The following is an 11,562-nucleotide window of genomic DNA, read 5'->3' as shown; positions in this document are numbered from 1 at the left end:
TATCCGCGGGATCGAGTGGGCGGCGGCGCCCGACGCATGACCGGCGGCGCGTGGAGCCGACCGGCGGCGCGTGGAGCCGACCGGCGGCGCGTGGAGCCGACCGGCGGCGCGTGGAGCCGACCGGCGGCGCGTGGAGCCGACTAGCGGCGCGCGATCGCGTCGAGTTCGCGCGCCAGCCTGCGCACGGCCTGCCCCGGTGTCAGGCGCCCGGTGAGCGCGTCCTGGACGACCGCCTGCACCACCAGGCTGACCTGGTCGTAGTGCGCGCTCTTGGGGCGCGGGGCGGCGGTGAGGACGGCGGTACGCAGGGTCGGCAGATAGGGGAACCGCCGCACCAGCGCGGGATCCGCGTACAGCGCGGCGCGCACCGGCGGCAGTGCGCCGCGGGTGAGCACCTGGCGCTGGACGGGCTCGCTGGTGAGGTAGGCGATCAGACGTGCGGCGGAGTCTGGGTGGCGGGTGTGGGCGTTGACCGCGAGGTTGGAGCCGCCGAGGACGCTCGTCCCCGGCCCGTCGGGCCCGGGCAGCGGTACCGCGCCGATCTTCCCGGCGACCTTCGACCCCTTGGCGGAGGCGACGGCGTAGACGTAGGGCCAGTTGCGCAGGAAGAGCAGATGGCCGTCCTGGAAGGCCTGTTTGGACTCCTCCTCCTTGTACGTCAGCGCCTGTTTCGGGATCCAGCCCTCCCGGACCCCCCGCGCGAGGAAGCCGATGCCCTCGCGGGCGGCGGCCGAGTCGACGGTGACGCGGGTGCCCTCGGCGCCGAGGATCGTGCCGCCCGCCGAGTAGACGGCCTCGGCCGCGTTGACGGTGAGGCCCTCGTAGGGCAGGAACTGGCCGGCGTAACCACCCAGACCGTGCCTCGGCGCGAGCGTCTTCGCGTCGTGCTCCAGCTCGGCCCAGGTCCGCGGCGGCCGGACGCCCTCCTCGGCGAGGACGTCCTTGCGGTACAGCAGGAGCCCGGCGTTGGTGACGTACGGCACGGCGTACAGGCGTCCGTCGTAGGTTGCCGTGTCCACGACCGGCGGCAGGAGGCTCCGCAGCGGGAAGCGGGCACGGGGAAGTGGGCGGATCCAGCCGGCCGCCGCGAACTCCGAGGTCCAGTTGACGTCGATGTTCAGTACGTCGAAGCGGCCGCGGTCGCCGCCGCGCAGGTCGGTGGTCATCTGCGCATGGGTCTCGTCGGCGGAGTCCGGCAGCTCGACGAGCGTGACCTTCTCGCCGGGATGGGCGCGGTTCCAGCCCCGCAGGAGCGGGCCGAGATAGCCGGTGAGGTCGCCGGCCGTGGCCAGGGTGAGTGGTCCGCGGCCCTGGGCGCCGCCCTCGTCGGCACGGGCGCCGGAGGCGACGTACCCTGCCATGATCACGACGAGAACGAGAAGGCCCCTACCGGCGGCGTGCATCCACCGCATAGGTTCCTCCCTGTACACCGGCATCGCGGGCACCCTCGCCCGGGATCAGAGGCCATGTATACCTGTTAGGTATGAGCGATACTAGGGCCTGGAGCACATTGAGCAGACAGGAGGACAGCACGAGTGCGCCTGCCCCTCCTGGCACTCCTGGCCCGCGGCCCGGCCCACGGCTACGAGCTGAAGCAGGACCTTGAGCAACTGCTGGGCGCCGCGTACCCTCAGCCGAACGTCGGCCAGATCTACGTCACCCTCGGCCGCCTCGAGAAGTCGGGACTGATCGAGGGCGAGGACATCGAGCAGTCCAGCCGGCCCAACAAGAAGGTCTACCACCTCACCGACGCCGGGCGCGAGGCGCTGCACGCCTGGTTCGAGGAGACCGAGGACGAGCCTCGGGTACGGGACGAGTTCTTCATGAAGCTCGCCCTCGCCCCGCAGACCGGTCTCACCGACCAGATAGCCCTCATCAACAGACAGCGGCGCCAGTACCTCAACACCATGCGCAATCTGTCCAAGCTGGCCGCGGCCGAGAACCGGGACAACCGAATCGCCCACCTGCTCATCGAGGGCGCGATGCTGCATCTGCAGGCCGACCTCGACTGGCTGGAGCGGTGCCAGGAGGAACTGGAGGAGCTGGAATGAGCGACGGCTCTGCCGGTCCCCTGCTGCGTGCCGAAGGACTGGTGAAGACCCACCACGGCGAGGGCGCGCCGGTCCGCGCCGTGCGCGGCATCGACCTGGCCGTGGCGCGCGGCGAGTTCGTGGCGATCACCGGCCCGTCGGGCGCGGGCAAGTCGACGCTGCTGCACCTGCTGGGCGGCCTGCAGCGGCCGGACGAGGGCAGCATCTGGCTCGACGGCCGGTGCACGGACTCCTTCGGCGAGGCGCGCTGGGCGGTGGAGCGCCGCAGGGCCGTCGGCATCGTCTTCCAGTTCTTCAACCTGGTGTCGAACCTGTCCGTCGCCGACAACGTCGAACTGCCCGCCCTGCTGGCCGGCGTCCCGCCGAAGAAGGCCCGCGCCGAGCGCGAGGCCCTGCTCGCCGAGCTGGGCCTGCAGGGCAAGGAACGCAGCATGCCCGGCGAGCTGTCCGGCGGTGAGCAGCAGCGGGTCGCGCTCGCCCGGGCCCTGGTCAACCATCCGCCGCTGCTCCTCGCCGACGAGCCCGCCGGCAGCCTCGACAGCAAGGGCACCCGCGAGGTGATGCGGCTGCTGTCCCGCTTCCACGGGCGCGGGCAGAGCATCGTCCTCGTCACCCATGACGCCCGGCTGGCGAGCGCCGCCGACCGTGTGATCAGCTTCTTCGACGGCCGGATAGCCGACGACGCCGCTCTGGACGGCGGGCCGCCCCGCCGCGGGGGCATCTCCGGTGTGCTGGAGCTGAGGGACTGATGGCGCGGCCGGCGACGTGTGTGACGGTGCCGCGCGGGGCAAGGGGCTGAGGCGCGTGCGAGCCACCCTGCGCTGGGCGCACTCCGACCTGCGCACGCATCGCGGCGAGGCGCTCTTCCTCGTGCTGGCCACCGCCGGCATCGTCGCCTCGCTGCTGCTGGCCACCGCCCTGTTCGGCTACGCCACGAACCCCTGGCAGCGCGTCTTCACCCAGGCCCGCGGGGCGCACGTGTGGATCCACACCGCCGCGTCCACCGACGCCCGGGGGCTCGCCCGGCTGCCCGGCGTCGACTCCGTCGCCGGCCCCTACCGCACCGAGGCCGCCACGGTCTCCTCGCGTGGCATCCGCGCCTCCGTGGAGCTGCGCGGACTTGCGCGCCTGCCCGCCGTGGGCCGCCCGCTGCTCACCGCCGGACACTGGCTGGACGCGGCCGAGCCGGACGGTGTGGTGCTGGAGAGCGGCCTGGCCCGCGCCCTGCTGGCCGAGCCCGGGGACACCCTCACCCTGCCCGGCACCGCCCGCACCCTCACCGTCGAGGGCATCGCCGACAGCGCCGAGCCCCGCTACGGCCCGGGCGAGCAGCCGGGTCTGGTGTGGGCCCTGCCGTCCGCCGTGCGCGCCCCCGGCGGCCAGGTGACCGGGCTGCGGCTGGGCGATCCGGACGACACGGACTACGCGGTGCAGCGCGCCGTCACCGTGCTGGGCGCGGGCGCCGTCGACGAGGTGTCCACCTGGCAGCAGGCGCGCTCCGCGGCCCAGGGCGACAACCGGCTGCTCGGGCAGGTGCTCGGGCTGTTCGGACTCGGCGCTCTGGTCGCCGCCGGATTCGCGGTGCACGGGGCGATCGCCACCCGGATCCGCGGCCATCTGCGGGACCTGTCGGTGCTCAAGGCGATCGGCTTCACGCCGGGCCAGGTGGTGCGGGTCTTCCTGCTCCAGCACCTCGCGTACGCCGTGTTCGGATCCGTGTCCGCCGCGGCGCTCACCGAGGTTCTGGGCCGCCGGATACCGGGGCGGCTCGGGGACGCCGTGGGCGTGTGGCAGGGGCTGCCCGGGCACAGCCTGGCGCTCTGCCTGGTGCCCGTGGGCACGGTGCTGCTGATCGCCCTGACCACGGGGCTCGCGGCCTGGCGGGCGGGGCGGGTGCCGCCGGTTCCCGTGCCGCGACCGTCCGCCCCCGCCGGCGGGCGGCTGACCGGACTGGCCCGGCGGGCCCTGGGCGTGCGGTTGCCGGCCGCGCTCGTCCTCGGCTGCCACCGGGCGTTCACCGGACGCGGCCGGTCACTGGCGACCGTGGCCCGGCTGACGCTGCCACTGCTGCTGATCGTGGTGGCGCTGAGCGCGTGGACCACGATCGACCGGTTCCACAGCAGTCCCGAGCGGGTGGGCCTGCCCACCGCGCTCACGGCCCGCGCGGACGGCACAGCGGACCCGGCCCGGGTACGCGCCCTGCTGACCCGTGACTCCCGGGTCGCCGCCGCCTACCCCGGGGTCGAGGTGGCCGCGCTGGTGCCCGGCCAGACCGGCACCATCGCACTGCGCGGCGTCGGCACCCGCGGCGAGCCCTACCCCTACGCGCTCGCCGACGGCCGTGCCGCACGCGGGCCGGACGAGGCGGTGGCCGGCCAGGGCCTGCTCGACCTGCTGGGGGTGCGGGTCGGCGACTGGGTGCGGATGACGGTCGGCGACCGGCCGCAGATCCTGCACATCGTCGGCCGCAGTCTCGAACCGCGGAACGCCGGCCGGGTGGTGACGACCTCCCTGGACACCCTCCGCGAGAACGACCCCGGGCTGGCCCCGGCCTTCTACGAACTGCGCCTGCGTCCCGGCGCCGACCCGGACCGCGTGGCCACCGCGCTCACCACGGCCGCCCGGGGCCACCTGGACGTGCATCCCGTGACGAACCCGGCCGACGGGCTGTCCCCGCTGCGTGCGGTCGTCGCCGGGCTGATCGCCGTCCTGGCCCTCATCGGGCTGGTCGAGCTGCTCACCGCGATCGGCGGCATCGTCCGCGAGGGCGAGCGGGACGTGCTGGCGCTGCGGGCGATCGGCATGTCCCCGCGGCAGATCACCGCGATCACCGTCACGGCGATGAGCTGCACGGCCCTGTCCGCGGCCGTCGCCGGTACGGTGCTGGGCCTTCCGCTGGCCCACCGGCTGATCGACGCCGAGGGCAGCTCGAGCGGCATCGGCGCCGGGATCGCCCAGTCACCCTCCCCCGGGCTGCTGCTCCTGGTGGGTGCCGCCGCCGTGCTGGGGGCGGCGGGACTGGCCGCACTCCCCGCTGCTCGCACGGCCCGCAAGCGGCTCGCGGACACGCTGAGCGCGGTGGCCTGAGCCGCCGAACTGCGGGACCTACGGTCAACCTCCGTACGGGTTCCGGGCGTTCGGGCGTACACCGCCTGCGCTGTGGCCGCCCGGGCGCATGCCGAGGGGTGCGCAGGATGTTCACGGCGGGGCGGTCCGGAGCGTGCGGGACACGGGGGGGGGCACGGCGGGGCGGTCCGGAGCGTGCGGGACACGGGCGACCGTGCGTAGACCGTGTCCCACGTTCGCCCGGGCCGGGCCGGGCCGCCGGTCAGCGTCGGCCGCGCAGTTCCCGGTACTTGGCGACCAGCGCCTTGGTCGACGCGTCCAGGCCGGGCACCTCCGCGCCCTCGGTCAGCGCCGGCTCGACGCGCTTGGCGAGCACCTTGCCCAGTTCCACGCCCCACTGGTCGAAGGAGTCGATGTCCCACACCGCGCCCTGCGTGAACACCTTGTGTTCGTAGAGGGCGACCAGCTGGCCGAGGACGGAAGGGGTGAGTTCCCTGGCCAGGATGGTCGTCGTCGGCCGGTTGCCCTGGAACGACTTGTGCGGGACCAGCTCGTCCGGCACCCCTTCGGCCCGGACCTCCTCGGCGGTCTTGCCGAAGGCGAGGGCCTGGGTCTGGGCGAAGAAGTTGGCCATCAGCAGATCGTGCTGCGCCTTCAGTTCACCGCTCAGCTCCGCGACCGGCTCGGCGAAGCCGATGAAGTCCGCCGGGATCAGCTTGGTGCCCTGGTGGATCAACTGGTAGTAGGCGTGCTGCCCGTTGGTGCCGGGCGTGCCCCACACGACCGGCCCGGTCTGCCAGTCGACCTGCTTGCCGTCACGGGCCACGTGCTTGCCGTTGGACTCCATGTCCAGCTGCTGGAGGTAGGCCGTGAACCTGGAGAGGTAGTGGCTGTACGGCAGGACCGCGTGCGACTGGGCATCGTGGAAGTTGTCGTACCAGATGCCCAGCAGGCCGAGCAGCAGCGGGGCGTTGGCCTCGGCGGGTGCGGTGCGGAAGTGGTCGTCGACCAGGCGGAAACCGTCCAGCATCTCCCGGAACCGGTCGGGCCCGATGGCGATCATCAGGGAGAGTCCGATGGCCGAGTCGTACGAGTACCGGCCGCCGACCCAGTCCCAGAACTCGAACATGTTGGCCGTGTCGATGCCGAACTCGGCGACCTTCCCGGCATTGGTCGACAGGGCCACGAAGTGCTTGGCCACCGCCGACTCGGCACCGAGCGCGTCCAGCAGCCAGGAGCGGGCCGAGGTGGCGTTGGTGATCGTCTCGATCGTGGTGAACGTCTTGGACGCGATGACGAACAGCGTCTCGGCCGGGTCCAGGTCGCGGGTGGCCTCGTGCAGGTCGGCGCCGTCCACGTTCGACACGAAGCGGACCGTCAGGTCGCGGTCGGTGAAGCTGCGGAGCACCTCGTAGGCCATGGCGGGGCCGAGGTCGGAGCCGCCGATGCCGATGTTGACGACGTTCCTGATCCGCTTGCCGGTGTGTCCGGTCCACTCCCCGGAGCGGACCCGGTCGGCGAAGCCGGCCATCTTGTCCAGGACCGCGTGCACCTGCGGCACCACGTTCTCGCCGTCGACCTCGATCACCGCGTCCCGCGGGGCGCGCAGCGCGGTGTGCAGCACCGCCCGGTCCTCGGTGACGTTGATCCGCTCGCCGCGGAACATGGCGTCCCGCAACGCGAACACACCGGTGGCGGCGGCCAGCTCGCGCAGCAGCCGCAGCGTCTCGTCGGTGACCAGGTGCTTCGAGTAGTCGATGTACAGGTCGCCGACCTGGAGCGTGCAGGTGTCACCGCGCTGCGGATCGGCGGCGAACAGGTCCCTCAGATGGGTGTCGGCCAGCTCCTCCCGGTGCTTGGCGAGAGCGGTCCATTCGGGGGTCTGGTTGAGCCTGGTACGGCCGTCTGCGTTCATTTGCGACTTCAGCCTTCTTTCGTGCCTGTCCCAACTGTTCCAACCTAGTTGATCAGTGCACGCGATGAGCGGTCGCGACGCTGTGCCCGCCGGCGACGACCGGTCGGTCCGTCCCGTGGTCGTGCGAGGGTCCTCCTACCGCGCGGGCGCATGTCTGTCCCCCGTCTCGCGACCGGCCTGGTCCCTGGGCGCGGAAACGGTTCCGGCCAGGCGCCCGTGGGCACCCGGCCGGTGAGAAGTACTAGATCTCGCCTCGCAGTTTGGCGAGCGCCTCGGCGAGGATCGCCTCGCCGTCCGCGTCGCTGCGCCGCTCCCGTACGTACGCGAGGTGCGTCTTGTACGGCTCGGTGCGCGGCGGGTCCGGCGGGTTGTCCCGGTCCTGGCCGGCCGGGAAGCCGCAGCGCGGGCAGTCCCAGGTGTCGGGGACCTGAGCGTCGCTGGCGAAGCTCGGCTGCGTCTCGTGCCCGTTGGAGCACCAGAAGGAGATGCGCAGGCGCGGCGCGGACTCGCCACGCTCGGCCTCGCCCATCGGCCCCGCCCCGACCCGGCTTCCTCGGATCGCGTTGCCACTTGCCACGGTCGTAACTCCCTGCGTGATGGTGCCGCGAAGCGATTCGGCGTTCCGCCTCGCCGCGAGCGCCTCAGTCTACGTAAGGCCCAACGCGCGTCCAGTGATTGGAGTTACAGCCCCCACACATAGACGCAAGCCCCATGATAGGCCGCGCTCGCGGGCGCGTACCGAACATGGGGCGTTACGTGCGGAATGTACATGCTGTACGCGGTGTTCACGCCAGCTGTTCGCATGTGCCGTCAGTTGTTCGACTTCATCAGAAGCGCGAGCACGATGATGCACGCGAACCACAGCAGGCCGACCACGATGGTGATCCGGTCAAGGTTGCGCTCGGCGACCGAGGAACCGCCGACGGAGGACTGCATGCCGCCACCGAACATGTCGGAGAGGCCGCCGCCCTTCCCCTTGTGCATCAGCACCAGCAGCATCATCAGCAGGCTGAAGACGATCAGGGCGATCGAGAACCCCAGAACCACGGCTGGACCAACTTCCTCGGATACGGATGGACGACGGGGGCACAGCACACGGCTGTGCCCCCGCAAGGGTACGACGTATCGCCGCTGCCGCCTACTCGCAGCTCGTCCTACTGATCGCGGAAGCGCACGATCTTGACGAACTCGTCGGCGTCCAACGAGGCACCGCCCACCAGCGCGCCGTCGATGTCGGCCTGGGCCATGATCTCGGCGACGTTGCCGGACTTCACGGAGCCGCCGTACTGGATGCGGACCCGGTCGGCCAGCTCCTGCGAGTACAGCTCGGCGATCTTGGCGCGGATGGCGGCGCAGACCTCCTGGGCGTCCTCGGCGCCGCAGACCTTGCCGGTGCCGATGGCCCACACGGGCTCGTATGCGATCACGACGGTCTCGGCCTGCTCGGCGGGCACGTCCTTCAGCCCGCCCTCGACCTGCGCGAGGGTGTGGCCGACGTGGTTGCCCGCCTCGCGGACGTCCAGCTCCTCGCCGACACACAGGATCGGGGTCAGGCCGTGCTTGTAGGCGGCCTTGACCTTGGCGTTGACGATCTCGTCGGTCTCGTTGTGGTACTGGCGGCGCTCGGAGTGGCCGACGGCCACGAAGGAGCACTTCAGCTTGGCCAGCATCGGACCGGAGATCTCGCCGGTGTAGGCACCGGAGTCGTGCTGCGAAATGTCCTGGGCACCGTACTTGATCTTGAGCTTGTCGCCGTCGACCAGGGTCTGCACGGAGCGCAGGTCGGTGAAGGGCGGCAGGACGGCGACCTCGACCGCCTCGTAGTCCTTGTCGGCCAGGGCGAAGGCGAGCTTCTGGACGTGCGCGATGGCCTCGAGGTGGTTGAGGTTCATCTTCCAGTTGCCCGCCATCAGCGGCGTGCGCGTGCTCATTGAGGTCAGTCCTCCAGTGCGGCGAGGCCGGGGAGCGTCTTGCCCTCGAGGTATTCGAGGGAGGCGCCGCCACCGGTCGAGATGTGGCCGAATGCGTTCTCGTCGAAGCCGAGCGTACGCACGGCCGCGGCGGAGTCACCGCCACCGACGACGGTGAAGCCGTCCGAGTCGACGAGGGCCTGGGCGACCGCCTTGGTGCCCTCGGCGTAGTCGGGGTGCTCGAAGACGCCCATGGGACCGTTCCAGAAGACGGTCTCGGCGTCGGCGAGCGCCGAGGCGTACAGCTCTCGGGTCTTCGGGCCGATGTCCAGGCCCTCCTGGTCGGCGGGGATCTTGTCCGCGTCGACCACGGTGTTCTGGGTCGGCGCCTTGGTCTTCAGGTCCGGGAACTCCCCGGCGACCACGACGTCGACGGGGAGGACCAGCTTCACGCCGTTCTTCTCGGCGCGCTCCATGTACTCGGTGACGACCGGCACCTGGTCCTCCTGCAGGAGGGAGATGCCGACCTCGTAGCCCTTGGCCTTGAGGAAGGTGTAGGCCATGCCGCCGCCGATGAGGAGGCGGTCGGCCTTGCCGAGCAGCTGGTCGATGACGGCGAGCTTGTCGGAGACCTTGGCGCCGCCGAGCGCGACGACGTAGGGGCGCTTGACGTCGTCGGTGAGCTTCTTCAGCACGCCGACCTCGGTGGCGATCAGGTAGCCGGCGTAGTGCGGCAGCCGCGCCGGGAGGTCGTAGACGGAGGCGTGCTTGCGGTGGACCGCGCCGAAGCCGTCACCGACGTAGACGTCGGCGAGGGCGGCCAGCCGGTCGGCGAACTCGCCCCGCTCGGTGTCGTCCTTGGCGGTCTCACCGGGGTTGAAGCGCAGGTTCTCGATCACCGCGACCTGGCCGGGCTGGAGGCCGTCCACGGCGTCGTGGGCGGCGGGACCGACGGTGTCCTGGGCGAAGGCGACCGGGGCGCCGAGCAGTTCGCCGAGGCGCTCGGCGGCGGGCAGCAGCGAGAAGGCGGGGTCCGGGGCACCCTTGGGGCGGCCCAGGTGCGAGGCGACGATCACCTTGGCGCCCGCGTCGGTGAGGGCCTTGACGGTGGGCAGGACGGCACGGATGCGGCCGTCGTCGGTGATCGTTCCGTCGGCCAGCGGCACGTTGAGATCGGCGCGGACGAAGACCCGCTTGCCGCTCACGCCGTCGGCGAGAAGTTCGTCGATCGTCTTCATGGGGTGGACTCCTGAGGAGAGCTCGTGGTGCACCTGATCGTAAAAGGGCGTGGTCCGCACGTGAGAGCAGGGCCCGGGCAGCGCGGCGGTGCGCTGCCCGGGCCCTGCTCTCACTTCAAGATTCGGCTGCGGCGATCAGAGCTGGTTGCCGACGAAGACCGTGAGGTCGACGAGGCGGTTGGAGTAGCCCCACTCGTTGTCGTACCAGCCGAGGATCTTCACCGAGTTGCCCTCCTGGACCATGGTCAGGGAGGAGTCGAAGGTGCAGGAGGCCGGGTCGCCGACGATGTCCGAGGAGACGATCTCGTCCTCGGTGTAGGACAGGTAGCCCTTGAGGTCGCCGTCCTCGGACGCCTTCTTGAACGCGGCGTTGACCTCGTCCTTGGTGACCTCGCGCTGGAGCGTCACGACCAGGTCGGTGGCCGAGCCCGTCGGGACCGGGACGCGCATCGCGATGCCGTCCAGCTTGCCCTTGAGCTGCGGGAGGACCAGGGCGGTGGCCTTGGCGGCACCGGTGGTGGTCGGGATGATGTTCTCGGCGGCGGCACGCGCGCGGCGCAGGTCCTTGTGCGGGAAGTCCAGGATGCGCTGGTCGTTCGTGTACGCGTGCACCGTGGTCATCAGACCCTTGACGATGCCGAAGTTCTCGTCGAGGACCTTCGCCATCGGCGCCACACAGTTGGTGGTGCAGGAGGCGTTGGAGATGACGTGGTGCTGCGCCGGGTCGTACTTGTCCTGGTTGACGCCCATCACGATCGTGATGTCCTCGTCCTTGGCCGGAGCCGAGATGAGGACCTTCTTGGCGCCGCCCGCGATGTGCTTCGCGGCGTCGTCCTTCTTCGTGAAGATGCCGGTCGACTCGATGACGATGTCGACGCCCAGCTCGCCCCAGGGGATCTCGGCCGGGTTGCGCTCCGAGAGCACCTTGATGGTGCGGCCGTCGACGGTGATCGTGTCGGCGGTGTGCGAGACCTCCTGCTTGAGGCGGCCCAGGATCGTGTCGTACTTCAGCAGGTGGGCGGTGGTCGCCGTGTCACCCAGGTCGTTGACAGCCACAACCTCGATGTCTGCACCCTGCTCCAGCAGCGCGCGGAAGTAGTTACGGCCGATGCGGCCGAAGCCGTTGATGCCTACGCGGATCGTCACGAACCGATCTCCTCGTTGGTACGCCGGCCATGCGGTGCCGGCGAGCTGTATTTGGGATGTCCCCGACCACCACCGACCCTACCTCTCTGAGGCCCCCGGAGTGACATCGAGATGCCGCATAGAGGGCAGGCGGTCCGTACCCACCAGTAGGGGTACGGACCGCCAGGGATCGGCAGTGGCTTCACCCGTATTTGTTATGTAATGCCGCCCCTTGCTGACGGCGTTTTCACTCGTTC

10 protein-coding genes are annotated in these 11,562 nt (G+C 71.0%); 3 read left to right on the top strand and 7 right to left on the bottom strand.

Translation table 11 applies throughout. The annotated features are described in order from the left end of the window. Positions 1 to 140: 140 nt before the first annotated feature. Positions 141 to 1,412, bottom strand: coding sequence for an ABC transporter substrate-binding protein (locus ACGFT2_RS31205; protein ID WP_393284782.1), 1,272 nt, complete (start codon positions 1,410 to 1,412; stop codon positions 141 to 143). 123 nt (positions 1,413 to 1,535) lie between these two features. Between ACGFT2_RS31205 and ACGFT2_RS31200 the strand changes: the two genes are divergently transcribed. The 3 genes from ACGFT2_RS31200 to ACGFT2_RS31190 are packed head-to-tail and all read left to right on the top strand — an operon-like array spanning position 1,536 to position 5,138. Next, complete coding sequence (locus tag ACGFT2_RS31200; RefSeq protein WP_393284779.1) at positions 1,536 to 2,051, top strand: PadR family transcriptional regulator; 516 nt, start codon at positions 1,536 to 1,538, stop codon at positions 2,049 to 2,051. Continuing rightward, positions 2,048 to 2,800 carry an ABC transporter ATP-binding protein gene (locus ACGFT2_RS31195; protein WP_393284776.1) on the top strand — a complete coding sequence of 251 codons (753 nt, stop codon included), beginning with the start codon at positions 2,048 to 2,050 and terminating at the stop codon, positions 2,798 to 2,800. The genes ACGFT2_RS31200 and ACGFT2_RS31195 overlap by 4 nt, the downstream gene beginning before the upstream one ends. A gap of 55 nt (positions 2,801 to 2,855) precedes the next feature. Beyond that, entirely contained in the window at positions 2,856 to 5,138 is a 2,283-nt protein-coding gene (locus ACGFT2_RS31190; RefSeq protein ID WP_393284774.1) for an ABC transporter permease, read from the top strand. A gap of 241 nt (positions 5,139 to 5,379) precedes the next feature. On the opposite strand, the gene pgi is transcribed toward ACGFT2_RS31190, so the two are convergent. From pgi to gap, 6 genes are all read right to left on the bottom strand, one after another. Beyond that, entirely contained in the window at positions 5,380 to 7,032 is a 1,653-nt protein-coding gene (gene pgi / locus ACGFT2_RS31185; RefSeq protein ID WP_393284771.1) for a glucose-6-phosphate isomerase, read from the bottom strand. 241 nt (positions 7,033 to 7,273) lie between these two features. Continuing rightward, entirely contained in the window at positions 7,274 to 7,609 is a 336-nt protein-coding gene (locus ACGFT2_RS31180) for an RNA polymerase-binding protein RbpA (RefSeq protein ID WP_003957010.1), read from the bottom strand. 233 nt (positions 7,610 to 7,842) lie between these two features. Beyond that, on the bottom strand, positions 7,843 to 8,079 hold the full coding sequence (gene secG / locus ACGFT2_RS31175) for a preprotein translocase subunit SecG (protein ID WP_393284768.1): 237 nt from the start codon (positions 8,077 to 8,079) through the stop codon (positions 7,843 to 7,845). Between the two features lie 107 nt (positions 8,080 to 8,186). Further along, positions 8,187 to 8,963: a triose-phosphate isomerase gene (tpiA, locus tag ACGFT2_RS31170; protein ID WP_393284765.1), complete on the bottom strand. Its 777-nt coding sequence runs from the start codon at positions 8,961 to 8,963 to the stop codon at positions 8,187 to 8,189. A 5-nt stretch (positions 8,964 to 8,968) separates the two neighbouring features. Further along, positions 8,969 to 10,180 carry a phosphoglycerate kinase gene (locus tag ACGFT2_RS31165; RefSeq protein WP_393284763.1) on the bottom strand — a complete coding sequence of 404 codons (1,212 nt, stop codon included), beginning with the start codon at positions 10,178 to 10,180 and terminating at the stop codon, positions 8,969 to 8,971. Between the two features lie 135 nt (positions 10,181 to 10,315). After that, entirely contained in the window at positions 10,316 to 11,326 is a 1,011-nt protein-coding gene (gene gap / locus ACGFT2_RS31160; RefSeq protein WP_393284761.1) for a type I glyceraldehyde-3-phosphate dehydrogenase, read from the bottom strand. Between the last annotated feature and the right edge of the window lie 236 nt (positions 11,327 to 11,562).

It is taken from the genome of Streptomyces sp. NPDC048514 (assembly GCF_043199955.1).
Taxonomy (GTDB): Bacteria; Actinomycetota; Actinomycetes; order Streptomycetales; family Streptomycetaceae; genus Streptomyces.
This window is presented reverse-complemented; position numbering and strand designations above follow the sequence as displayed.

What these genes read in the sequence shown, in the direction of transcription:
- ACGFT2_RS31165 (WP_393284763.1), bottom strand. Translation starts at nt 10,180, where the DNA reads ATGAAGACGATCGACGAACTTCTCGCCGACGGCGTGAGCGGCAAGCGG.
- tpiA (WP_393284765.1), bottom strand. Translation starts at nt 8,963, where the DNA reads ATGAGCACGCGCACGCCGCTGATGGCGGGCAACTGGAAGATGAACCTC.
- ACGFT2_RS31195 (WP_393284776.1), top strand. Translation starts at nt 2,048, where the DNA reads ATGAGCGACGGCTCTGCCGGTCCCCTGCTGCGTGCCGAAGGACTGGTG.
- pgi (WP_393284771.1), bottom strand. Translation starts at nt 7,032, where the DNA reads ATGAACGCAGACGGCCGTACCAGGCTCAACCAGACCCCCGAATGGACC.
- ACGFT2_RS31205 (WP_393284782.1), bottom strand. Translation starts at nt 1,412, where the DNA reads ATGCGGTGGATGCACGCCGCCGGTAGGGGCCTTCTCGTTCTCGTCGTG.